This is a genomic window from Kitasatospora sp. cg17-2 (genome assembly GCF_054031055.1).
In genome coordinates this window covers 5,960,444-5,983,895 of sequence record NZ_CM132923.1, presented here as the reverse complement: position 1 = coordinate 5,983,895, position 23,452 = coordinate 5,960,444, and the positions used below count along the sequence as shown (strand labels likewise).

Annotated in this window: 16 protein-coding genes; 5 read left to right on the top strand and 11 right to left on the bottom strand. The window is 75.9% G+C overall.

Going from position 1 to position 23,452, the window contains the following annotated elements; all coding sequences use genetic code 11:
• Positions 1-101: 101 nt before the first annotated feature.
• Positions 102-749, bottom strand: a complete 648-nt coding sequence (locus ACW14Y_RS25270) for a PadR family transcriptional regulator (protein WP_380303196.1) — start codon at positions 747-749, stop codon at positions 102-104.
• A gap of 136 nt (positions 750-885) precedes the next feature.
• Between ACW14Y_RS25270 and ACW14Y_RS25265 the strand changes: the two genes are divergently transcribed.
• Positions 886-1,857: an endonuclease/exonuclease/phosphatase family protein gene (locus ACW14Y_RS25265; protein ID WP_380303198.1), complete on the top strand. Its 972-nt coding sequence runs from the start codon at positions 886-888 to the stop codon at positions 1,855-1,857.
• Positions 1,858-1,867: 10 nt separating this feature from the next.
• Here the strand turns inward: ACW14Y_RS25265 and ACW14Y_RS25260 are convergent, their stop codons facing one another.
• The 4 genes from ACW14Y_RS25260 to ACW14Y_RS25245 all read right to left on the bottom strand — a co-directional run bounded on the left by ACW14Y_RS25260 (position 1,868) and on the right by ACW14Y_RS25245 (position 10,684).
• On the bottom strand, positions 1,868-3,148 hold the full coding sequence (locus tag ACW14Y_RS25260; protein ID WP_380303200.1) for a PP2C family protein-serine/threonine phosphatase: 1,281 nt from the start codon (positions 3,146-3,148) through the stop codon (positions 1,868-1,870).
• A 190-nt stretch (positions 3,149-3,338) separates the two neighbouring features.
• Positions 3,339-6,587, bottom strand: a complete 3,249-nt coding sequence (locus ACW14Y_RS25255) for a UvrD-helicase domain-containing protein (protein WP_456983602.1) — start codon at positions 6,585-6,587, stop codon at positions 3,339-3,341.
• A 116-nt stretch (positions 6,588-6,703) separates the two neighbouring features.
• Positions 6,704-10,189: an ATP-dependent helicase gene (locus tag ACW14Y_RS25250; protein WP_456983601.1), complete on the bottom strand. Its 3,486-nt coding sequence runs from the start codon at positions 10,187-10,189 to the stop codon at positions 6,704-6,706.
• Between the two features lie 147 nt (positions 10,190-10,336).
• A complete protein-coding gene (locus ACW14Y_RS25245) occupies positions 10,337-10,684 on the bottom strand; it encodes an MGMT family protein (RefSeq protein ID WP_340635681.1) in 348 nt (115 codons plus the stop codon).
• Positions 10,685-10,818: 134 nt separating this feature from the next.
• Between ACW14Y_RS25245 and ACW14Y_RS25240 the strand changes: the two genes are divergently transcribed.
• A complete protein-coding gene (locus ACW14Y_RS25240) occupies positions 10,819-13,569 on the top strand; it encodes a flippase-like domain-containing protein (protein WP_456983600.1) in 2,751 nt (916 codons plus the stop codon).
• Between the two features lie 91 nt (positions 13,570-13,660).
• On the opposite strand, the gene moeZ is transcribed toward ACW14Y_RS25240, so the two are convergent.
• The 5 genes from moeZ to ACW14Y_RS25215 form a co-directional block, all read right to left on the bottom strand.
• Positions 13,661-14,839 carry an adenylyltransferase/sulfurtransferase MoeZ gene (moeZ, locus tag ACW14Y_RS25235; RefSeq protein ID WP_380303208.1) on the bottom strand — a complete coding sequence of 393 codons (1,179 nt, stop codon included), beginning with the start codon at positions 14,837-14,839 and terminating at the stop codon, positions 13,661-13,663.
• A gap of 272 nt (positions 14,840-15,111) precedes the next feature.
• On the bottom strand, positions 15,112-16,113 hold the full coding sequence (locus ACW14Y_RS25230; RefSeq protein ID WP_266271355.1) for an NAD-dependent epimerase/dehydratase family protein: 1,002 nt from the start codon (positions 16,111-16,113) through the stop codon (positions 15,112-15,114).
• 121 nt (positions 16,114-16,234) lie between these two features.
• Complete coding sequence (locus ACW14Y_RS25225; RefSeq protein WP_380437609.1) at positions 16,235-17,362, bottom strand: hypothetical protein; 1,128 nt, start codon at positions 17,360-17,362, stop codon at positions 16,235-16,237.
• Positions 17,362-19,158, bottom strand: a complete 1,797-nt coding sequence (locus tag ACW14Y_RS25220; protein WP_456983599.1) for a DUF3492 domain-containing protein — start codon at positions 19,156-19,158, stop codon at positions 17,362-17,364. The genes ACW14Y_RS25225 and ACW14Y_RS25220 overlap by 1 nt, the downstream gene beginning before the upstream one ends.
• A gap of 423 nt (positions 19,159-19,581) precedes the next feature.
• On the bottom strand, positions 19,582-20,544 hold the full coding sequence (locus tag ACW14Y_RS25215) for an alpha/beta fold hydrolase (RefSeq protein WP_456983598.1): 963 nt from the start codon (positions 20,542-20,544) through the stop codon (positions 19,582-19,584).
• A 234-nt stretch (positions 20,545-20,778) separates the two neighbouring features.
• Here ACW14Y_RS25215 and ACW14Y_RS25210 point away from each other — a divergent pair, with 234 nt between their 5' ends.
• The 3 genes from ACW14Y_RS25210 (at position 20,779) to ACW14Y_RS25200 (ending at position 22,350) form a co-directional block, all read left to right on the top strand.
• Entirely contained in the window at positions 20,779-21,441 is a 663-nt protein-coding gene (locus ACW14Y_RS25210) for a TetR/AcrR family transcriptional regulator (RefSeq protein ID WP_030392939.1), read from the top strand.
• 131 nt (positions 21,442-21,572) lie between these two features.
• A complete protein-coding gene (locus tag ACW14Y_RS25205; protein WP_030392940.1) occupies positions 21,573-21,800 on the top strand; it encodes a DUF3107 domain-containing protein in 228 nt (75 codons plus the stop codon).
• 202 nt (positions 21,801-22,002) lie between these two features.
• The gene (locus ACW14Y_RS25200) at positions 22,003-22,350 is read left to right on the top strand and encodes a hypothetical protein (protein ID WP_380311686.1); all 348 of its coding nucleotides are present in this window, start codon (positions 22,003-22,005) and stop codon (positions 22,348-22,350) included.
• Between the two features lie 30 nt (positions 22,351-22,380).
• On the opposite strand, the gene ACW14Y_RS25195 is transcribed toward ACW14Y_RS25200, so the two are convergent.
• On the bottom strand, positions 22,381-23,112 hold the full coding sequence (locus ACW14Y_RS25195; RefSeq protein WP_380311684.1) for a ferritin-like fold-containing protein: 732 nt from the start codon (positions 23,110-23,112) through the stop codon (positions 22,381-22,383).
• Between the last annotated feature and the right edge of the window lie 340 nt (positions 23,113-23,452).

Here is a 23,452-nt window from a genome sequence, read left to right as displayed (position 1 = left end):
GTGGTACGGGCCGGGTGGTTCGGGTCGGGTGGTTCGGGCCCAGTGCCGCGGGCCGGGTGGTGCGGGCCGGTTCGGGTCCGGCCCGGTGCTGCGGGCGGGTGTCAGGCCTTGCTGCGGCGGCGGCCGAAGCGGGCGGGCGCGGCCGCCGGACCGTCACCCGCCCCGGCGGCGCTCCGCTCGGCCGCGCGGGCCTGCTCCGCCTCCGCGTGCTGGGCGAGCCGGGTCTCGCAGTGGTCGAGCCAGCGGACCTCGGCCTCGGTCTGGAAGATCAGCTGTTCGAGGACGAGCAGCCAGGCGAGGTCGGCGCCGGGCTGCCCGGGCCCGCCCGGCCGGGTCTCGCCGGCCAGGGCGCGGGCCTTCAGCCGGGTGTAGTCCTGGAGCGCCTTGATGCTGTGCCGGCGCTGGCCCTGGACGACGGCGGGCACGTCGACGCCGGGGACGGTGACGGCCATGGCGAGCTTGATGGCGAGTTCGTCCCGGGGCGGGTTGGTGCGCGGCACCGGGGTGTCGAACCAGGTCCGCAGTTCGGCGCGGCCGGCTTCGGTGGCCTCGTAGAACTGGTGGCCCTCCTCGTCCTCCCCGGCGGGGACGACCAGGCCGTCGCGCTCCAGTCGGGCCAGGGTGGTGTAGACCTGGCCGACATTCAGCGGCCAGGTGGCGCCGGTGCGCGCCTCGAACTCGGTTCTCAGCTGGTAGCCGTAGCGGGGCCCCTGGTCGAGCAGGGCGAGCAGGCCGTGGCGGATGGACATACCGAGTATGTATACCCGGTATGCTCGACGGGTCAAGCCGGGACCCCAGGAGCCGCCCCACGAAGAACCGCAGCGGAGGACCTCCGGACGGGAGCCGGCGCGGGCCGGTCGACGGCGACCGGTAACGTCGTACCGCGTGAGCCAGTTGCGCATCGCCACCTTCAACCTGCTGCACGGCCGACCGCTGGCCCCCGACGGCGCCCCGCGCCCCTTCCCGCCCGACCCCGCGGCACCGCTCGCGGAGGCGGTGGCCGCGCTGGACGCCGACGTGCTGGCCCTCCAGGAGGTGGACCGGCACCAGGCCCGCTCCGGCGGCACCGACCAGACCGCCGTCGCCGCCGCCGCGATGGGCGCCGCCGACTGGCGCTTCGCCGCGGCCCTGCACGGCCGCCCCGCCCCGGTGGCCGGCTGGCTGCCGGAGCCCTCGGCGCCGCCCGGGATCCAGGTGTACGGGCCGGCCGACCTCGGCGCGCAGGCGCCGCCCGCCTACGGCACCGCGCTGCTGACCCGGCTGCCGGTGCTGCACTGGCGGGCCCGCCGGTTCGCGCCGGCGCCGTTCGGGCTCCCGCTGCGGGTGGCCGGACGGCGCGGACTGACACCCGTTCCGGACGAGCCGCGCGCGGCGCTGGCGGCGGTGCTGGAGGGCGAGAAGGGGCCGTTCACCGTGGTCGCGGCGCACCTGTCGTTCGTCCCGGGCTGGAACATGGCGCAACTGGCGGCGATCCGCCGGTGGATCGCCGACCTGCCGCAGCCGTACCTGGTGCTGGGGGACTTCAACCTGGTGGGCGCGGTGCCGCGCACGGTATTGGGCGGGGCGAGCGCGCTGGAGCGGTCGGCGCCCCGGGCGCGGGTGCGGGAGCTGCGGGCGGCCCGGCGGGCCCGGCCGGCGCTGGTGGAGCCGCGCCGGCGGCGGGTGCGGGAGCCCCGGGCGCGGCTCCAGGGCTGGTACGACCTGGCGCGCACGCCCACCTACCCCTCGCACCGGCCGGCGGTGCAGTTCGACCATGTGCTGGCGGTCGGGGTGCCGCGGACGGCGGTGGGCCCGGCGACCGCGCCGCGCACGGCGGTGTCGGACCACCGCCCGCTGGTGGTCCGGGTCTCGCTCTAGCCGACGGACCTCACTGCCGGGAGAGGTGCGCGTTCTGCTGCGGGACGTGCGGGACGGACGGGGTGCGCGGGGCCGGCGGGGCGGGCTGCCCGCCGGGGTCGGCCGGGGCCTGCGCGGCCGCGGCGGTGACGGCGGTGACGGGCCGGTCGGTGACCGGCGGCGGGTCGTACTGGAGGAGCAGCATGGCGGCGTCGTCGCCGAGTTGGCGCCCGACGTGGCGCACGACGTCCTCGTGCAGGCGGTGCAGCACCTCGACCGGTCCGCCGTCGGCGTGCCGGGGGAAGCGTTCGGCGAGCGGGTAGAAGACGCCGGCCCGGTTGCGGGCCTCGATGACGCCGTCGGTGAAGAGCAGCACCCGGTCTCCGGGGCGGAGCGGCACCCGGTGGACCGGGGGCCGGACGTCGGCGGGGTCGAGGACGCCGAGCGGGGGCACCGTCTCGGCGAGTTCGAGCGGACGGACGGCCTCGCCGCCGCGCAGCAGCAGCGGGGCGGGGTGGCCGCAGTTGACGATCTCGGCGGTGCCGTCGGGGCCGACGCCGATCAGGACCAGGGTGACGAACTCCTCCTCGACGCCGGGGTGGTCGTTCTCGTGGAGGGCGCGGTCGAGGCTGTCGGCGAGCCAGCCGGCGACCTTGTCGAGGGCGGCCTCCTGGTGGGCGGCCTCGCGGAAGGCGCCGAGCACGGCGGCGGCGGTCTCGACCGCGCCGAGGCCCTTGCCGCGCACGTCGCCGACGACGGCGCGCACGCCGTGCCGGGTGTTGACGACTTCGTAGAGGTCGCCGCCGATGCGGGCGTGGGCGGCGGCGGCGGCGTAGTGGACGGCGGCGCGGACGGTGCCGACCCGGTCGGGGACGGGCCGCAGCAGGACCCGCCGGGCGATGGAGGCGACCAGCTGGGCGTCGGCGAGGAGGCGCTCCTGGCGCAGCCTCAGGGTGGCGCTGACCCAGCTGATCACGGCGACGAGGACGATGGCGAAGACGGTGGCGCTGTGCACGGACTCGGCGAGCACGTCGTTGCGCACGGCCATGACGAAGGCGGCGACCTCGGTGCAGGCGCCGATGGCGAGGGGGTACCAGGTGCGTCGGCTGACCACGGCGGCCAGCGCGGGGACGGCGGTGAGCGCCGGTTCGACGGTCACCGCGGCGTCGGTGAAGTAGTCGAGGACGACGACCAGCGCCATACCGATGAACGGCAGCGACAGCGCCGTCCTCGGCCAGGTGCCGGTCGCGCCGGGTGCGGTTCCCGGGGTCGGCCCGGCGAACCGTTCTCTGATCCATCCGGTCGCGCTCAACTTCGGTTCTCCAGCAGAAGACGCGGATGCCCGAGGGCACCTGCGGTGATGACTGAGGGTTAGGGAATACGGGCCTCGCTGGCGGCCGGAGCACGGGGGTTGACCGGTTACCGACCCCACAATAGGCGCGAAACGTGCACTACGCACAGGTTTCGCCCGATGCCGTGATGACTTGAATGCTCTCTGTGACTCATTCTTCACTGTTCCCGATCAGGAGCCGTTCCAACTCTTTTCGGTCGGGAAGTCCTGCGGGTTGTTCGATCCGGCCGCTCCGGACGTACAGGAACGAGGCCGTGACCTGCTCCGGCGGAACGCCGGCCTGTTCGGCCCACGCCAGTCGGTACACGGCGAGTTGGAGCGGGTCGGCGGTCTCCTCGCGGTGCGTCTTCCAGTCCACCACTTCGTAGCGTGACGCGCCGCCCATTTCTGACCCGCCGTCACCGTCACGATAGACCGCGTCGATCCGGCCGCGCACCACCCGGCCCGCCAGCACCAGTTGGAACGGCGCCTCGACCCGCAGCGGGGAGCGGTCGGCGTAGGGGCTGCGCAGGAACGCCTCCTTGAGCCGCTCCAGGTCCTGCTCGTCCTCGATGCCGTCGTCGTCGGCACCGGGCAGCGCGCCCGGGCCGATCAGCATCAGCGGTTCGATCCGCGACTGCACCCAGGCGTGGAAGCGGGTGCCGCGCCGGGCCGCGGGTTGCGGCGGGCGGGGCATCGGGCGGGCGAGGTCGTGCGCGAAGCCGTCCGGGTCGGCGGCCAGCCGCATCAGCTGGGTGGCGGAGAGCGAGGCCGGCAGCGGCACCTCCCGCACCCGGCCCCGGGAGCGCTCCAACTCGCCGACCAGCGCGGTGAGGTCGCGGTCCCAGGACTCGACCAGTCGGCGGTCCTCGGGCGCCATCGGCCCGGGGTCGGGGGCGGGCTGCCCGGCCAGGCGCCGGTGCACCACCTCGGCGACCCGGCGGCGGGCGTGCTGGGCGGCCGGGTCCAGCGGCAGCGGCCAGGGGCGTTCGACGGGCGCGGCGAGCGCCGGGTTCTCGGCGCCCTCCGCGGGCGGCTCGGCCCAGCGGTCGATCTCGCCGTTGCCGGGGAGCTCGGTGTGCTCGCGCAGCTGCTCCAGGAAGGCGGAGGGACCGCGCGGGGTCTTCTGGCTGGGCCCCCACCAGTGGCCGGAGGCGAGCAGCAGCGCCCGGGGGCGGGTGAAGGCGACGTAGCCGAGGCGCAGTTCCTCGGTGGCGGAGTGCTCGGCCAGGGCCGCCCTGAACTCCTTCATGGCCTTCGCGTTCCAGCCGCCCCGCACGTCGGGCAGGGTGGCGGCGTCGCCGCGCAGGGCGTGCGGCAGCACCCGCTTGGCGCTGGTCCAGCGCTCGCGCGGGCTGGCGGACGGGAAGGCGCCCTTGACCAGGCCGGGCACCGCGACGACGTCCCACTCCAGGCCCTTGGACTTGTGCGCGGTGAGCACCTTGACGGTGTCCTCGCCGCCGGGCAGGCCGGCGTCCAGGCCCCGGTCGTGCTCCTGGGCGGCGCGCAGGAAACCGAGGAAGGCCGCGAGGCCCGGGTCGCCGTCGAGGTCGGAGAAGGAGGCGGCGACGTCCAGGAAGGCGTGCAGGGTCTCCCGGCGGCGGGCGGCGAGCGCGTGCGGGGAGGCGGCGAGTTCGACCTCCAGCCCGGTGACGGCGAGCACCCGGTGCAGCACGTCCATCAGCGGCTCGGCGAGCGAGCGGCGCAGCTCCCGCAGTTCGCGGGCGAGCCGGGCGAAGCGGATCCGGGCCTCGGCGGAGAACTCCGGGGCGTCCGGGTCCTCGGGCTCCTCGCCGTCGAGGAAGCTCTCCAGGGCGTCGGCGAGCGAGACCACCTCGGTGGGGTCGGTCTCGGCGACGGCGGCGGCGAGCGGCTCCACGCCCTCGGGGCGCGCGGTGCGGACGAGTTCGGCGGCGCGCCGGCCGAGCAGCGCGAGGTCGCGCGGGCCGATCCGCCAGCGCGGGCCGATCAGCAGCCGGACCAGCGCGGCGTTGGCGGTCGGGTCCTGGAGCACCTCGCACACCGCGACCAGGTCGGCGACCTCGGGCAGGTGGAGCAGTCCGCCGAGGCCGACCACCTCGACCGGCACCTCGCGGGCGACCAGCGCGGCGTGCACGTCGGGGAAGGCCGCGCCGCCCCGGCACAGCACGGCGATCCGGCCGGGGGCGGTGCCGGTGCGCACCAGGTGGGCGATCTCGTCGGCGAGCCAGTCGATCTCCTCGGCGTGGGTGGGCAGCAGCGCGGCCCGCACCCGGCCGTCGAGTTCGGCGCCGGGGGCGGGGCGCAGCGCCTCGACGCCCTCGTGCATGGCGCGCAGCGGCGCGGCGAGCCCGTTGGCGAGGGCGAGCAGCCGGCCGCCGCTGCGGCGGTTCTCGCTGAGCGCGTACCGGTCGGCGGGGGTGCCGTCGGCGGCGGGGAAGTGGCGCGGGAAGTCGTCGAGGTTGGCGACGGAGGCGCCGCGCCAGCCGTAGATGGCCTGGCAGGGGTCGCCGACGGCGGTGACGGCGTGGCCGGGGGCGGGGCCGTCCGGGCCGGCGCCGAACAGGCCGGCCAGCATCAGCCGCTGGGCGACGGAGGTGTCCTGGTACTCGTCGAGCAGCACCACCCGGTACTGGTCCCGCAGCAGGGCGCCGACCTCCGGACGCTGCTGGGCGAGCCGGGCGGCGGCGGCGATCTGGTCGCCGAAGTCCATCAGGCCGGCGGCGCTCTTGCGGCGCCGGTAGTCCTCGACCAGCCGCAGCAGTTCCAGCCGGGCCCGGGCGGTGGCGGGCACCGCCCGGAGGTCCTCGTTGCCGAGCCGGACGCCGGTCAGGGCGTCGAGCAGGTCCTCGTCGTGGGCGCGCAGCTGCTCGGGCGTGACGAGGTGCTCGGCGAGTTCGCCGTCGAGGGCGGTGAGGTCGGCGACCAGGCCGGTGAAGGTGCCGGTGAGGGCGGGGAACGGGCCCCGGGCGGTGCGCAGCACCTTGGCGGCGAGCTGGAAGCGGGTGGCGTCGGCGAGCAGCCGGACGTCCGGCTCGATGCCGATGCGCAGGCCGTGCTCCTTGAGGAGGCGACCGGCGAAGGCGTGGTAGGTGGAGATCTCGGGTTCGCCGAGGGCCTCGTCGGCGGGGGCGGCGTACCGGTCGTCGTCCGCCGGGGGCTGCCCGACCCCGGCCTGGCGCAGGGCGGCGCGGACGCGCTCGGCGAGTTCGCCGGCGGCCTTGTTGGTGAAGGTGAGGCCGAGGACCTGCTCGGGGCGGACGGCGCCGGAGCCGACCAGCCAGACGACCCGGGCGGCCATCACGGTGGTCTTGCCCGACCCGGCGCCGGCGACGATGACGGCGGGCCGCAGCGGGGCGCCGACGGCCGCGATCTGCTCCCGGTTGAAGGGGATGCCCAGCAGCTCCTTGAGCTGGTCGGGATGGCTGAGCACGGCGGTCACCACGCAACGGTAACGGGGGCCGCCGACAGCGCGGGCGCCGCTGTGGCGACGGCCACGTGTTGCGAGCGCCACCCGGCGCGGCCGCCGCCCCGGTCACGGGGCTGGAAGGACGGGCCCTACTCGACCACCTGGACGCCCTCGCGCTGGGCGGAGCAGCTGCGCCGGAAGGTGCAGCGGTCGCAGCCGCCGCCGGTCTGCGGGACGAAGCGTTCGGCGAGGATCCGCCCGGCGGCGTCGGCGAGCAGGTTCTCGATCCACGGCTCGCCGTCGGGCGGATCCTGCCGCTGCACCTTGGGCGCCTCGGGCACGGTCTTGTCGGGCTTGCGGAGCTGGACGAGTTCGGCGCCGCCGGACTCGGCGGCGGTGGCCGCGTCGAAGCCGGGCAGCCCGTTGAGCGCGCCGGAGCGGACGGCGAGCTGGTAGACGGCGAGCTGCTTGTGGTCGGGCAGGGACTTGTCGGTGGGCGTCTGCTTGCCGGTCTTGAAGTCGACCACGTAGGCGCGGCCGGCCTCGTCCTGCTCGACCCGGTCCATCGAGCCGCGGATCCGCACCTGGACGCCGCCGGCGTCGAGGGTGACGTCGAAGCCGTGCTCGGTGGCGACGACGTCCCGGCCCCGGGACATCACGTGCCAGGTGAGGAAGCGCTCCAGGGCGTCGCGGGCCTCGGACTTCTCCTGGTGGGACTTCCACGGCGCGTCGAAGGCGAGCGCGTCCCACACCGTGTCCAGGCGCTCCATCAGGACGGCGAGGTCGGCGGGGGTGCGGCCGGAGCCGACCTCGTCGGCGAGGGCGTGCACGACGTTCCCGAAGCCCTGCGCGGCGGAGGAGGTGCCCCGGGCCTTGACCTCCTTGTCCAGGAACCACTGGAGCGAGCAGCTCTCCAACTGTTCCAGGCCGCTGCCGGACAGCCGCACCGGCAGCGCGGCGTCGCGCAGCGGGGCAGGGGCGGCGGTGGGGTCGTCCAGGCCCCACCAGGCCTCGGGGCGGGCGGCGGGGACGAGCGGGCGGCCCTCCTCGTCGGTGGCGAGGGCGAGGGTGGCGAGCCGTTCGGCGGCGGCGCGGCGCAGCTCGGGCGAGCGGGCGGGGTCGACGGTGACCGCGCGCAGTTCGGCGACCAGCGCGGGCACGGCGAGCGGGCGGCGCGGGCGGTGGGTGACGTCCTCGACGGTGACGGCCGGGGTGCGGCGCAGCACCCGGCCGGTCCTGGGGTCGACCTCCTCGCGGTAGAGCTCGCGCAGGAAGCGGGACGGCTGGTCGCCGTCGTCGGCGGGGGCCTTGACGGCGGTGACCACCAGCCGGTCCTTGGCCCGGGTGGCGGCGACGTAGAAGAGGCGGCGTTCCTCGGCGAGCAGGGCGGCGGGGGTGAGGGGCTCGGCGAGGCCGTCGCGGCCGATCCGGTCGGCCTCCAGCAGGGAGCCGCGGCGGCGCAGGTCGGGCCAGAGGCCGTCCTGGACGCCGGCGACGACGACGAGCCGCCACTCCAGGCCCTTGGCGCGGTGGGCGGTCATCAGCCGGACCGCCTCGGGGCGCACGGCCCGCACGGTGAGGGTGTCGGCGGCGATGTCCTGGGCCTCCAGCTCGGCGAGCAGGTCCAGGGCGCCGCGGTGGCCGGTGACCTGCTCCTCGGCGCGGGCCGCGGTCTCGAAGAGGGCGCAGACGGCGTCGAGGTCCCGGTCGGCGTTGCGGCCGGCGGCGCCGCCGCGCAGGGCGGCGCGTTCCAGGCGTTCGCGCCAGCGGCGGGAGCCCTCCCACAGCTGCCAGAGGGCGTCCTCGGCGGTGCAGCCGCCGGCGAGGGCCTCGCGGACCTTGCGCAGCAGGCTGCCGAGGGCGTACGCGCGGCGGGCGTAGGGAGTGTCCAGGACGGCGAGGCGCTCGGGTTCGGCGAGGGCCTCGCGGAGCAGTTCGCCGGCCGGGCGGGGGACGGCGGCGGGAACGGCGGCGGCCGGGGCGGCGGCGGGAACGGCGGCCGGGGCGGCCTCGCCCCCGTCCTCGTCCTCGTCCTCGTCCTCGGCGGCGGCGGCGCGGGCCCGCTCGGCCTCCCGGGCCCGCTCGGCGGCCTCGGCGCGCAGCGCGGCGCGTTCCTCCTCGCGCAGGGTGCGGCCGAGGCGGCGCAGGTCGGCGCCGTCCAGGCCGCCGAGCGGACCGGTGAGCAGGGCGTGCGCGAGTTCGGTGGTGAGCGGGTCGGGCGTGCCGGGACCGCCCCCGTCGTCCTCGGCGTCCCCGACGTCGTCCCGGCGGTCGCGGACGGCCTGCTCGGCGCAGACCCGCAGCGCCAGCAGCAGCTGGGCGACGGCCGGCTCCTCGCGCAGCGGCAGGTCGTCGCCGTCGATCTCCAGCGGCACCCCGGCCGCGCCGAGCGCCCGCCGCACCCCGGGGATGGACCGGGCGCCGGCCCGGACCAGCACCGCCATCTCGCCCCACGGCACGCCGTCCTCCAGATGGGCCCGGCGCAGCAGGTCGGCGACCGAGTCCAGCTCGGCGCCGGGGGTCGGGTAGGTGCGGACCTCGACCCGGCCGCCCTCCCGGGCGGGCAGCGGGGCTCGGTGCTGGGCGAGCTTGTCGCTGGGCAGCCGGCCCATCGGCATCCGCCGGGCGAGCTCGCGGGCGGCGGCCAGCAGCACGGCGCCCGAGCGGCGGGACACCCGCAGCACCTTGACCTCGGCGGGGCGGCCGTCGGCGTGCCGGAAGGTCTGCGGGAACTCCAGGATGCCGTTGATGTCGGCGCCCCGGAACGCGTAGATGGACTGGTCCGGGTCCCCGACGGCGACCAGCTCGCGCCCGCCGCCGGCCAGCCGCCGCAGCAGCCGGACCTGGGCCGGGTCGGTGTCCTGGTACTCGTCGACGAAGACCGCGTCGTAGCGCTCGCGCAGGCTCCGCTCGACCTCGGGGCGCTCGGCGAGCAGCACCGCGCGGTGCACCAGCTCGGCGTAGTCGAGGACGCCGCGCAGGTCGAGGACGTCGAGGTAGTCGGCGAGGAAGTGCGCGGCGGCGGCCCAGTCGGGGCGCCGCACGCCCTCGGCGAAGCGGGCCAGCTCGGCCTCGCCCAGCCCGAGCTCGCGGCTGCGGGCGAGCACGGCGCGGACCTCGTCGGCGAAGCCCCGGGTGGTCAGGCAGGCGCGCAGGTCGAGCGGCCAGGCGATCCGGGAGCGGCCGCGCCGGGCGTCCTCGGCGCCGCCGGCGAGCAGCTCGCGGACCATGACGTCCTGCTCGGGGCCGGAGAGCAGCCGCAGCGGCTCGGCGTACTCGGCCGGGTCCTGGTGGGCGCGGAGCAGGGCGTAGCAGAAGGAGTGGAAGGTGGTGGCCTGCGGGGCGGCGGCGCGGGCACCGGCGGCGGTCGCGGAGAGCCGCCCGGCCATCCGGTCGCGCAGCTCCACGGCGGCCTTGCGGCTGAAGGTGAGGACGAGGATCCGCTCGGGGTCGGTGCCGTTCTCGATCCGCCGGGCGACGGCCTCGACCAGCGTCGTGGTCTTGCCCGTGCCCGGCCCGGCGAGCACCAGCAGCGGACCGCCCGTGTGCTCGACCACGGCGCGCTGGTAGGCGTCGAGTTCGGGCGGTACGGGCGGTACGAGGGGGCTGCGCACCAGACGGTAGGGGGAGCTCACGGACGTCCTGGGGGTCGTGCTCGGGCAACTGCGGGCGGGCCCCGTCGAGGGGCCCGTCGTACATCGAGCCTACGATCCTGCCCCGTCATTCCCGTCCGCGCACGTGATTCCGCCCGATCCGGGCCCGGCCCCCTGGAGGCGAGGACGCTAAGCGTCGCCGTCCCAGCGGGCGCGCCGCAGGTCGACCCGGGGCGGGTCGGCGAGCTCCCGCAGCGGGGTGCCCTCGTCGCCGTAGTGGCCCAGGGCGCGGTGCTCGTGGCCGGGCAGCAGCCGGCCGTCGGCGCGGACCACCCGCCACCAGGGGACGGCGCCGCCGTACAGCGCCATCACCCGGCCGACCTGCCGGGGCCCGCCCTGGCCGAGGTACTCGGCGATGTCCCCGTAGGTCATCACCCGGCCGGGTGGAATCCGCTCGGTCAGGTCGAGCACGAGTTCGGCGAAGGGAGGCAGCTCACCGTGGCCGGCCTCGTCGGGGGCGTCCGTCACCTGCGGCATTCTTCCGCATCCGGCCGGACGGCGGGGCCCGTGCGAACGATCCGCCGCGCCCGATCCGGCCCCTGTCCAGCGCGGGGCGCCGAGGCATGCCACCATCTTCGGGGCGGTGAGTGGTGATACGAGGACAAGACCAGATGACCGGGACGGCTGACGTGGGTGTGGACGAGGGCTCCGACGAGTCCTCCGACAGCATGCCCGCAGGTCGCGGCGGGCAGCCCGCCGCCGCGCCGTCCCCGGCAGTCTCCCTGATCAAGGACCGGACGATCAAGAGCCCCGAGCAGGCCGGCCCCACGACCGGGACACCCGCCGCCGTACCCAGCCAGCCCCCCGCGGCCGAGCCCGCGCCGGGCACCGTGACCGACGGCACGCAGGCCCCGGCCCCGCGCCCCGAGCACGATCCGCTGGACGACGCCCCGCACCTGGATGTCGACGAACCGCTGCTCGCCGCCCGCGCGCACCGCCCCTCGGACCTCATCCGCTTCCTGGCCGGCGTCTTCGGCATCGTCGCGGTGTTCGTGCTCGCCGGTGTGGCGACCTCGACCACCACCGGCATCGAGATCGACATCGCCGAGAACGCGCCCCGCTTCTCCCCCGTGCTGTCCACCATCACCGGCCTGGTCTCCAACGTCGCGGTGCTGGCCGTACCGCTCGCCTTCGCGGTCGAGCGGCTGATCAAACGGGACGGGCTACGGGTCGCCGACGGCGTGCTCGCCTCCGTCCTGGCCTACGGCGTCTCGCTGGGCATCGACTGGTGGGTGGCCGAGGGCGCCTCCGACCACATCCGGGACGCGCTGACCCGCTTCCCGCTGGACTCCGTCGGCACCCTGACCGATCCGGTGCACGGCTACCTCGCCCCGGTGATCGCCTACATGACGGCGGTCGGCATGTCGAGCAGACCGCGCTGGCGGGTCGCCCTGTGGGTGGTGGTCGTCTTCAGCGGCATCACCGAACTGCTCGGCGGCTACACCACCCCGCTGTCCCTGCTGCTCACCGTGCTGATCGGCTGGTCCGTCGCCTACGGCACCCTCTACACGATCGGCTCGCCGAACATCCGGCCCACCGGGCAGCACCTGATGATCGGCCTGCGCAAGGTCGGCTTCACCCCGGCCAGCGCCCACCGCGCCCACGACGCCCCCGGCGGCACCCGCCGCTACCTGGTCGCCCAGCAGAGCGGTCCGCCGCTGGACGTCCACATCGTCGACCGCGAACAGCAGGCCTCCGGCTTCTTCTACCGGGCCTGGCGCCGGCTGCGGCTGCGTTCGGTGGCCGTCCGGCGCAGCCCGCAGTCGCTGCGCCAGGCGCTGGAGCAGGAGGCCCTGATCGCGTACGCGGCCGCCGCCTCCGGCGCCCGCGCCCCGCAGCTGGTCGCCACCTCCGAGCTGGGCCCGGACGCCGCGATCCTGGTCTACGAGAACGTCGAGGGCCGCACCCTGGACGAGCTCGCCGACGAGGAGGTGACCGACCGGGTGATGGCCTCGCTCTGGGAGTCGGTCGCCGCCCTGCACGAACGCCGGATCGCGCACCGCCGGCTCACCGGCGAGTCGCTGCTGGTGGTCGACGGGAAGACGGCCTGCCTGGTCAACCTCTCCGGCGGCGACATCGCGGCCACCGACCTCACCCTGCGCATCGACGTCGCCCAGCTGCTCACCACCTTCGCGCTGCGGATCGGCCCGGAGCGCACGGTCGCCACCGCCAACGCGGTGCTCGGCGCCGAGCGGGTCGCCCAGGCGCTGCCGCTGCTCCAGCCGGTCGGGATGAGCCGCTCGACCCGGGTCGACCTGAAGAAGCTCGGCAAGGAGCGCAAGACCGCCGCCCAGGCCAAGGCCCTGGAGCAGGTCGCCGCCGGCGAGCGCACCCAGGAGCAGGCCGAGGAGGACATCGCGGTCGCCGGCGAGGACCTGCTCAGCCGGATCCGCGGCCAGATCCTGCAGATCGCGCCCGAGGCGCCGATGGAGCCGGCCAGGCTGGAGCGGCTCAAGCCGAAGACCCTGATCATGGTGATCGCGTTCACCTTCGCCGCCTATCTGACGCTGACCACGGTCAAGCCGGCGCAGCTGAAGCTCTCCCAGATGGACTGGGCCTGGGCGGCGGTGGCGCTCGCCGCGGCGAGCTTCTCCTACGTGGCCGCGGCGATGAGCCTGACCGGCTTCGTCCCGGAGAAGCTGCCGTTCCGCCGGACCGTGGCCGCCCAGATCGCCGGTTCCTTCGTGAAGCTGGTCGCCCCGGCCGCGATCGGCGGCATCGCGCTGAACACCCGCTACCTGCAGAAGGCGGGCATCCGCTCCGGCCAGGCGGTCGCCTCGGTCGGCGCCTCCCAGCTGGCCGGCCTGACCGGGCACCTGCTGCTGCTGTTCAGCTTCGGCCTGATCACCGGCAGCCAGACCAACGGCGACCTCTCCGCCTCCCGCGCGGTGATCATCGGCGTGCTGAGCGCGGCCGTGCTGGCGCTGGTGGTGGCGGCGGTCGCCCCGCTGCGGCGGTTCGTGCTGAACCGGCTGCGCTCGCTGTTCTTCGGTGTGGTGCCGCGGATGCTCGACCTCATGCAGACGCCCAGCAAGCTGGTCACCGGCTTCGGCGGCATCCTGCTGCTGACGCTGTCGTTCACCGCCTGCCTGGACGCCTCGGTGCAGGCCTTCGGCGGCTCGATCTCCTTCTCGGCGGTCGCGGTGGTCTTCCTGACCGCCAACGCGGCCGGCTCGGCCATCCCCACCCCCGGCGGCATCGGCCCGGTCGAGGTCGCCCTGATCGGCGCGCTCACCGTCGCCGACGTGCCGGCCGCGGTCGCCACCCCGGCGGTCTTCCTCTACCGGGCGCTCACCTTCTGGCTGCCGGTGGTGCCGGGCTGGATCTCCTACAACGTGCTCCAGCGCAAGGGCGCGCTCTAGAAACCGTCCCCGCACGCGCGCAAGGGGCCCCGGACGCGGGAAGGGCCCGCCGGAGCGGGCCCTTCCCGGTGGTCGGTCATGCGCAGTGCGATCAGTAGACCGGCTTGTGCGGCTCGATCTGGTTCACCCAGCCGAGCACGCCGCCGCCCAGGTGGACGGCGTTGGAGAAGCCCGCCGACTTCACCACGGCCAGCACCTCGGCCGAGCGGACGCCCGACTTGCAGTGCAGCACGATCTTCTTGTCCTGCGGCAGCTGCTCCAGCGCGTTGCCCATCAGGAACTCGTTCTTCGGGATCAGCACCGCGCCGGGGATGCTGACGATCTCGTACTCGCCGGGCTCGCGGACGTCGATCAGGAAGATGTCCTCCTGGTCGTCCTGCCACTGCTTGAGCTGCTTCGAGGTGATCGTCGAACCGGCGGCCGCGGCCTGCGCCTCCTCCGACACGACGCCGCAGAAGGCCTCGTAGTCGATGAGCTCGGTGACGGTCGGGTTCTCGCCGCAGAGCGCGCAGTTCGGGTCCTTGCGGACCTTCACCTGGCGGTAGTTCATCTCCAGGGCGTCGTAGATCATCAGCCGGCCGACCAGCGGGTCGCCGACCCCGGCCAGCAGCTTGATCGCCTCGGTGACCTGGATCGAGCCGATCGACGCGCACAGCACGCCCAGCACGCCGCCCTCGGCGCAGGAGGGGACCATGCCCGGCGGCGGCGCCTCCGGGTAGAGGCAGCGGTAGCAGGGGCCGTGCTCGGCCCAGAACACGCTCGCCTGGCCGTCGAAGCGGTAGATCGAGCCCCACACGTACGGCTTGCCGAGCAGCACCGCGGCGTCGTTCACCAGGTAGCGGGTGGCGAAGTTGTCGGTGCCGTCCACGATCAGGTCGTAGCCGGAGAAGATCTCCATGACGTTGGAGTTGTCGAGGCGCTCGTCGTGCAGGATCACCTCGACGTACGGGTTGATCTCCTTGACGGAGTCCCGCGCCGACTCGCCCTTCGAGCGGCCGATGTCCGACTGGCCGTGGATGATCTGCCGCTGCAGGTTCGACTCGTCGACGACGTCGAACTCGACGATCCCCAGCGTCCCGACGCCGGCCGCGGCCAGGTACATCAGCGCGGGCGAGCCCAGACCGCCGGCGCCGACACACAGCACCTTGGCGTTCTTCAGCCGCTTCTGCCCGGCCATGCCCACGTCGGGGATGATCAGGTGGCGGGAGTACCTGCGGACCTCGTCGACGGTGAGCTCGTCGGCCGGCTCGACCAGGGGTGGCAGCGACACGGGTTCTCCGTTGCTCGTCGGTTCGGGTGGCCGGGGCCAACCTCTTGGGGCTTGTTGCTCCGCCACCTCGGTGGCTCTGCTAGGCCAACAGTGTCACGCCGCCCCGGTATTCCGAGACAGCCCGTCCGAAGGACGAGACGGGCCGCACCGGATGGTGGGACCACGCACCGGGCCCCGGAACGGTCGCCGCGGACCGCCCCGGGACCCGGAAGCAGCGGGTTCCCGGTGCCGCCGCGGCCCGTACCCGCCCGGGCCGCGGCGGCGCCTCCGGCTCAGACCCGGCAGGCCGTCTCCAGCCAGACGTCCCCCAGCGACTCCTCCAGCGGCACCTGTGTCCGCCAGCCGAGACGGTCCCGGGCCGTCCGTACGTCCGCCTGCCGCCACGGCACCGGCTCCCCCGCGGGCGCCCGCCCCTCGCCCGGGCGGGGCTCCGCCGGCCGGTGGCCGGGCAGATGGTGCGCGGGCACGTGCCCCGGCACGTGCTCGACCGGGCCGCCGGCCTGCGCGGGCAGCACGACCTGCCGGTTCTCCTCCAGCACCGCCCCCTCGAAGCCGGACGCCCGGACCAGCAGCTGGGCCGCCTCCCGGGCCCGGACGGCATGCCCGCTGCCGATGTTGATCACCCCGGTCGCGGCCGAGACCGCGGCCGCCTGGATCGCCCGCGCGACATCCCTGACATCCACGAAGTCCCGGTATCCGGACAGGTCCGGCATCCGCACCTGGGACTCCTCGCGCTCCAGCGCCCGCCGCAGCCCCTCCGCCAGCCGCCCGAACAGCGAGGCCGTCGGCGCCCCCGGCCCGACCACGTCGAACACCCGCAGCACCGCGGCGTCCAGCCCGGAGGCCAGCACCAGCTCCGTCCCGGCCAGCTTCGACACCCCGTACGGGCCCACCGGCCGGGGCTCGGCGCTCTCCGACACCGGCACCCCGCCCGGGACCGGCCCGTACTCGGCCGCCGAACCGACGTGCACCAGCCGGGCCGGCTCCCGGCTGCGCCGGATCCCCTCGCAGACGGTCGCCACGGCGAGCGTGTTGGCCCTGATCAGCGTCCGCGAACTGCCGTAGGTGGCTCCCGCGCAGTTGATCACCACCTGCGGCGCGACCGCGTCCAGGAACCGGGCCAGCGCCCCGGGACTGCCGGTGGTCAGATCGAAACGGATGTCGGCGGAGTCACGCCGGCCGAGTACCGTCACCTGCAGTTCCGGATCCACGAGCAGGCGATCGGTGACCCGACGGCCGATGAAGCCGTCGGCGCCCAGCAGCAGCACCCTCATCGGGGGGCGTCCTTCCACGAAGCCAGACCGGGCACGGTCTGGCAGGTCCGAGTGAACAACGGGAAAGCGGGAGTTCGAGGGGCCGTCCGACAGCCCCCGGGCGCCGTCGCCCGGGCGGCGGTCAGCGGTGCGCATCGGGGCGGCCCAGCACCGGCCACGCGTGGAGCAGCAGGGCCAGCGCCACGGCGCCGCCGCCGAGCAGTCCGGCGGACGGCGCGGGCGGCGCCGCCGTGCCCGCCGCTCCGGCCAGCGCGCCCAGCGCGGCCGCCGCGGGACGGCCGCAGCGCGCCAGCAGCACGGGCAGCACCAGCAGCAGGCCGAGCACACCCTGCGCCGCCCACTGCGCGGGCCCGGCACGCTCGGCCGCCAGGTGCAGCAGCCCGCCGCCGTGCCCCGGGCCCGGGCGCGGCGCGAGCGCGGTCAGCACGGCCAGCGCCGCGAAACTCAGCACGGCCAGCACCGCCAGGTGCAGCGCCAGCGCCACCGGGAGCACCGGCCGCATCCGGGACCTGAACTCGGCCAGCGTCGCCGCCTCCCCCAGATGCCCCCGGCCGACCTGCCGGTACCACCGGGCCGCCCACTCCGCGGACCCGGTGGACAGCGCCGCCGCCAGCACCAGCGCGGCCGTCACCCGCCGCTGCTCCGGCCCGTCGGCCGTCACGGCCAGCGGCACCAGCAGCAGGGCGGCCAGCCCGGCCCCCCGCGCGGCCGGGTCCCACCAGCGGCGGGCCCCGGCGGGCGGGGTCGGCACGGCGGGCGCGACCGGGCCCAGCTCGGCCTCCGGCCCCTCCCCGGGGCCCGGACCGGCCCACGGCGCGGCCGCCGCACCGCCCGCTCCGGCCGTGCCGGCGGCGGCCGGGACCAGGACCAGCGGGACGGCCGCGGCCAGCAGGACGGGTCGGCCCCCGCCGAGCGCGACCGCCGCCGCGCACGGGAGCACGGCCAGCCCCGCCGTCCGCAGCACCGCCCCGCCCCGCCGCGGCCGGCCCCCGGCGGGCCCGGCCGGCTCCGCCGAGGGCGGCCGGCGCGGCACCCGGGCGTACAGCTCCTCGGCGAGCGAGAACAGGTCGACGTGCCGGCACCGGGCGGCGGCGGCCGGTCCCAGCCCGGCCTCCGCCAGCCCGGCGGCGATCTCCAGCGGGTCCGCGGCGCGTTCGCAGAGCACCCGGTGCTCGGCCATCACCTCCCGGACCGGGTCACCGGACCCGTCCGCGAGCCCGACGGCCGCCGCTCCCCCGCCGCCCGCCATCAGACCGCCTCCGCGAACGACCCGGACCGGTCCGGCGCCTCGCCGGCCGCCGGCAGCCGCCCCCGCGACAGCGCCACCACGGCGGCGGCGCCGTCCGCCCGGTCGGCGGTGCCGCCCTCGTCGGTGCGGTCGGTGAGGTCGGTGTCGCTGCTGCCGGTGCGGTCGGTGCGGTCGGTGCCGTTGCCGCCGTTGCCGCCGGTGCCGTCGGCCGGCACCGGCTCCGCCGTCACGGCGGCGTCAGCGGCCGGGGCGGCCTCCGGCGGCGCGCTGCGGCGGCGGTCGGTGATCCAGTACTCGGCGGGCCGGGCGAACGGCCGGGGCCGCGGGCCCGCGCCGGCGTCGGGCGCGGCGGCCGGGAAGGCCGGCCACTGCGAGACCAGCTCCAGGTAGATCTCCCGGAAGGCACCCGTCACCGGCTCGACGGCGAAGCGTTCCTGCGCCCGCAGGCGGCCCGCCAGCCCGAGCCGGGCGCGGCGCTCGCCGTCGCGCAGCAGGGCGAGACAGGCGCCGGCCAGGGCCTGCGGGTCGCGCGGCGGCACCAGCAGCCCGGTCGGGCCGACCACCTCGCGCGCCACCCCGACATCGGTGCTGACCACCGCGCGGCCGCTCAGCATCGCGTCGGCCAGCAGGCGGGGCCGCCGCTGGGAGAGGGCGGAGAAGACCACCACGGTGCCGTCCGCCCAGGCCTCGGCGACCGAGCGCGGCCGCCCGGCGAACTCGACCGCGTCGGCCACCCCGAGCCGTTCGGCGACGGCCGCGCAGTGCGCCCGGTAGCCGGGGACGGCCTCCTCCCCGTGCAGGACCAGGCGCGCGGCGGGCAGTTCGGCGCGGACCCGGGCGAAGGCGTGCAGCGCGAGTTCGGGGTCGCGGCCCGGCTCCAGCGCCCCGGCCCAGACCAGGGTGGGGACGACCGGTTCGGGGCCGGCGGCGGGCCGCTCGACGGCCGGGGTGCCCTCGTACACGACCCGGGTGCGCGCCGGATCGGCCCCGCAGCGGCGCTGCCACTGCTGGTCGTGGGCGCTGCCCGGGGTCAGTATCGCGGCCTGCCGGTAGGTCTCCTCGGTGAGCGCCCGGAAGAAGGCCAGCAGCAGGGCCCGGACCGGCCAGCGGTAGGGGGCCTCGCGGTAGCCGAGGTACTGCTCGCGCAGGTGCAGTCCGTGCTCGGTGACCACGAACGGCACCCCGTGCAGCTGCTTGGCGACCAGCGCGGGCAGCGCGGCCGGGCCGCCGCCGACGACGTGGCAGAGGTCGGCGGCGCCGAGGCCGCCGGGCGCGGTGCCGTACCAGGGCGCGGAGAGCGGCCGCAGGCACTGTTCGAGCAGGTCGGCGGCGACCAGGACGTCGCAGACCAGGGGCCGGCCGGCGGAGGTGTCGGCGCCGGGCGAGCGCCAGACCCGCTCCAGGACGCGCCGGGCCCGGTCGGAGACCAGGAAGGCGGGCAGCGCTCCGTCGGCGCGGGCGAGTTCGGCGAGCCGGTAGAGGCCTGGGCCGAAGCCGGACCGTTCGCCGGGGCGCAGCAGGGACCGGACCAGCCGGTCGTAGGCGGCGGCGTACTGGCGGCCGCGCAGGGTGCCGGGCGCGCGTCCGGCCGGGCGGCGGCCCCAGAGGGCGAGTTCGTGGACCGGGGTCCTGGCCGTGTCCTCCGCGTCGGCCGCGCCCGCTCCCCCGGCCGTCCCGGCGAGGACGTACCACGCGAAGTCGTGCTCGCGCAGTCCGTCCACCAGCCGGTCGCACCAGCCGCCGGCGCCACGCGGGGAGCGCGGGCGCACACCCTCGGTGAGCAGTGCTACGCGCACGGGAGACCTCCAGGACAGAACGGGATCGACGGATGGCCGGGCCGAGCGGGCGGTGCCGGCCGCGCGGGCCGGTCGGCGCCCGACCGCCCCACGGCGACGCGTGCGGCGCGTACGACGTGGGGGCGGCCCGGGGCGGAGGAGGCGGTCCGCCGCAGACACGGCGGCCCGGACCGGTGGCCGCCGTCGGCCGCCACCGGCCGTCGGCGTCCCTCGCGCGGCCGCCCTCCGGGTTCTCCGGCGGCCGCGGCTCCCCCACACCTGTTCGGTCCGACAGCAGAAAGGTAGGACCGGCCCGGGGAAATCCATCGGTCACATGCCTGGTTGCCACCTGAACGAGTGAACCGGAGTGACCTCTTCCCGATCATGGCGTTAACGGCGCCCCCTCGCGGGGTATCCCCCGCCCCACCGCGACGGGGGCGGGCGTCAGGCCGGGCCCAGCAGCTCCTTCACCGCCCTGGCGACGGCGTCGGGGTGCTCCATCATCGCGACGTGCCCGGAGTCCGGCAGCACCAGCAGCCGGGAGTCCGCGAAGGCCGCGCAGGCCCGGCGGGCGGAGCGGTAGGAGACGAGCTTGTCCCGCAGCCCGTACACCAGCAGGACGGGCACGGTCACCCGGGCCGCCTGCCGCCAGAGCGCCTGCTCGCCGCGCTCGGTGTAGGCCGAGACGATCCCGCGCGCCGAGCCCACCAGGGCCGCCGCCGCCCAGGGCAGCTCGGTCCGCCGCCGGTACTGGGCCACCGCCTCGGCCCGTTCGGCCGGGCCCAGGCTGTCCGGGTCGCCGTAGACCAGCCGGAGCAGCCGGTCGGCGGCCCGCTCGGGCTCGCGCACACCGGTCGGCAGCCGGCGCAGCAGCGCGGGGACGCCGGGGACGGCGAGCATCGCGGTCGGCCAGGCGGAGCGCTGCGGCGGCAGTTCGGGCAGGGCGGGCGAGACCAGGGTCAGGCTGCGCACCAGGTCGGGGCGGAGGGCCGCGAGCCGGACGCAGACCGCTCCGCCGAGCGAGTTGCCGAAGAGGTGGACGGGCCCCCGGCCGGCGGCCTCCAGGTAGCCGGTGACGGCCCGGACGTGGCCGGAGAGGCCGAGGTCGCCGTCGGCGGGCGGGGCGGACTCGCCGAAGCCGGGGAGGTCCACGGCCTCGGCGTCCAGGTCCCCGCCGAGCCGGGCCATCAGCGCGTTCCAGTTGGCGGCGGAGCCCCCGAGCCCGTGCACGAACAGCGCCGGCGCCCGTCCGTCGGCCGGGACGGGAGCGGTCGGACCGGCCCCGGGGCCGGTCGCAGGACCGGTCGCGGGCCGGTGCACGGCCAGGACCGCTCCGGGCACCTCGACGGTCCGGAAGGGCCCGGGGGAGACCGGTTCCGGGAGTATCTGCTGCTCAGCACCGCTCATGGTGGACGATGGTAGTGAGCCGGTGCCGTCGCGGCCCCTCGACGGCCCGGGACCGGAAGGTCTCCCCATTCACCGGTCCACAGCACTGCCGACGGCCGTGGTGCGCGCCGTATTGTGGGCTCCTGACAAGGGGGACGGCCGCATTTCTCGCACCTGGCGAGCGCGAACGCGGTTACCCGAAAGTAGAATCGGCCATCTTGCCGACCCCGTACGACCCGTGAAGTGAGGAGCGCCGTGACGGCCATCCAGGAGGCGCAGGAGCGCCCGCGCGGTGCCCGCCTGCCGCGAAGCGCCCGCCGTGAACAACTGCTCGGTGCCGCCCAGGAGGTGTTCGTCGCGCAGGGTTACCACGCGGCCGCCATGGACGACATCGCCGATCGTGCCGGGGTGAGCAAGCCGGTCCTCTACCAGCACTTCCCCGGGAAGCTGGAGCTCTACCTGGCGCTGCTGGACAAGCACTGCGACGCCCTGGTCGATTCGACCCGCGAGGCGCTGGAGACCACCACCGACAACAAGCTCCGGGTGGCGGCGACGATGGAGGCGTACTTCAACTACGTCTCCAGCGAGTCCGGCGCGTTCCGGCTGGTCTTCGAGTCGGACCTGACCAACGAGCCGGCCGTGCGCGAGCGCGTCGAGCGGGCCGCCGAGGCCAGTGCGACGCTGGTCAGCACGGTGATCCAGGAGGACACCGACCTGCCGGAGGCGGAGTCCAAGCTGCTCGCCGCGGGCGTCTGCGGCCTGGCCCAGATCACCGCCAGGTACTGGCTGTCGCAGGGTCTGGAGATCCCGCGCGACGAGGCGGTCCGGCTGGTCGCCAGCCTGGCCTGGCGCGGGCTCAAGGGCTTCCCGATGCACCCGCACGCGGAGTCCGCGGACGGGTCCTCCGCCGACCGGTGATCCACTGACCTTCGTCTGGGCACCGATCCGGTGCTCTATGGTGAAGCCGTACGGCGCGGTAGACGTGAACGCTTGTCCCAGGCGGTCCGGTGCCGCGCGTGGATGGCTGCAACCCCGGAGGGACGGAAGCCGTGGAGGTCAAGATCGGCGTGCAGAACGCGCCGCGCGAGATCGTGATCGAGAGCTCGCAGACTGCCGAGGAGATCCAGAACGCGATCGCCAAGGCGCTGGAGGGCACCGAGAAGCTCTTCACCCTGGCCGACGAGCACGGGCGTCGCGTCATCGTCCCGGCGGACCGCCTGGCGTACGTGGAGATCGGCGAGCCGGCCGTGCGCAAGGTCGGCTTCGGCACGCTCTGAGCCCGACGGGCCTCGCCCGGTGCCCCGCTCCCTCGGTCGAGGGGGCGGGGCACCGTCGTTCCCGGACCGTGCGCCCGCAGGGCGGCCCCGGGCCGCGTTGCCGGGGCGGGCGGTGCGGACGGGGTGTACGGGCGGGACGCCCGGGGTACGGCGACAGTGCGGCCGACCGCACGCCGCGCACCGGTACCCCGGGGAGGCATCCTTGCTGGTCGAGACCGTCGCCTTCGCCCTCGTCGGCCTGATCGTCGGCGCCGCCGCACTGCTGTCGCTGCCCGCGTACTTCCCGGCCGGCCGGGTCCTGGTCCTGGGCACCGCCCTGGGATCGGCGCTGCTGACCGGGGTGATCGCGCACTTCACCATGGACGGCCGGTACCCGGCGGCGAGCATCGCGATCTCGGCGGTGGCCTCGGCCCTGCTCACCTCGGTCCTGGCCCGGCCGGACCTCGCCGCCGGGCGGGCCCCGGCGCACCGGCACCGCCAGCACCGGACGGGCGGGCCCCGGACCGGCGGCCACCGCGCGGGCGCGCACCGGCGCCACCGGCCCGCCTGAACGCCCGGGGCCGCCCGGTGCGGCCGGGGGTCAGGAGGCCAGGCCCAGGGCGGCCATCCGCCGGGTGTGCGCCTCGGTGATCCGGTTGAACATCTTGCCGACCTCGACCAGGTCGAAGCCCTGCACCTGGACGCCGCCGACCAGCAGGTTGGACAGCGCGTCCCGCTCCGCGACCACCCGCTGGGCCTGGCTGAGCGCCTCGCCCATCAGCCGCCGGCCCCACAGGGCGAGCCGGCCGCCGGAGCGCGGATCGGCCTCGATGGCCTGCCGGACCTTGTCGACCGCGAACTGCGCGTGACCGGTGTCGGACATCACACCGAGGACGAGGTCACGGGTGTCGTCGTCCAGCCGGACGGCCACCTCGCGGTAGAAGTCGGTCGCGATGGCATCGCCGACATAGGCCTTGACCAGGCCCTCCAGCCAGTCCGAGGGCGCGGTCATCCGGTGGAACAGCTCCAGCGGCTCGACGAACGGGCGCATCGCCTCCTCCGGCTCGGCCCCGATCTCGGCGAGCCGGTCGTGCAGCCGCTGGTAGTGCTGGAACTCGGCGGTGGCCATCCGGGCCAGCGCCGCCTTGTCCGCGAGGCCGGGCGCGAGCTTGGCGTCCTCGGCGAGCCGCTCGAACGCGCTCAGCTCGCCGTACGCGAGGGCGCCGAGCAGGTCCAGTACGGCGGCCCGGTACGCCGGCTCGGCCGAGCAGGTCTCCCAGTCGCCGATCGAGCCCGCCGCCACGTCGTCCTGCGTCCCACCACGGTTCTCCATGACCCGCACCTTAGTCCCGGTCCGGCCCCGGGCACCTCTCCCACCTCTCCGACCTGCGATGTCGCCCGCGTCACGTGTTCGAGTCGTCGGGTGACTGTATGGTGGTACGGAGGCCCGTCGTGCTCGCACGGTGTCACCGCCGTCTCGGTGTGCCGGGCAGGCCCGCTCCGAAACGCCGCCGTCCCCCTGGACGTGGCGTACGGAAGCCGGGAACTCAACGTACGCGGATGCCCGGTCGGAGAGCCGATCGGCTCCGACCAGGGTTTGGACTTCAAGCCTTGGCACCGCATCAGTGGCCGAGCGAGGGCCGCCGAGACCGCGCCAGTCGGCGCAGGTCCCG

Bases quoted from the DNA above. Each gene is read 5' to 3' on its own strand.
- ACW14Y_RS25225 (WP_380437609.1), bottom strand. From the start codon at position 17,362: ATGGCGGGCGGCGGGGGAGCGGCGGCCGTCGGGCTCGCGGACGGGTCC.
- ACW14Y_RS25230 (WP_266271355.1), bottom strand. From the start codon at position 16,113: ATGAGGGTGCTGCTGCTGGGCGCCGACGGCTTCATCGGCCGTCGGGTC.
- ACW14Y_RS25195 (WP_380311684.1), bottom strand. From the start codon at position 23,112: ATGGAGAACCGTGGTGGGACGCAGGACGACGTGGCGGCGGGCTCGATC.
- ACW14Y_RS25245 (WP_340635681.1), bottom strand. From the start codon at position 10,684: ATGCCGCAGGTGACGGACGCCCCCGACGAGGCCGGCCACGGTGAGCTG.
- ACW14Y_RS25240 (WP_456983600.1), top strand. From the start codon at position 10,819: ATGACCGGGACGGCTGACGTGGGTGTGGACGAGGGCTCCGACGAGTCC.
- ACW14Y_RS25270 (WP_380303196.1), bottom strand. From the start codon at position 749: ATGTCCATCCGCCACGGCCTGCTCGCCCTGCTCGACCAGGGGCCCCGC.
- ACW14Y_RS25215 (WP_456983598.1), bottom strand. From the start codon at position 20,544: ATGAGCGGTGCTGAGCAGCAGATACTCCCGGAACCGGTCTCCCCCGGG.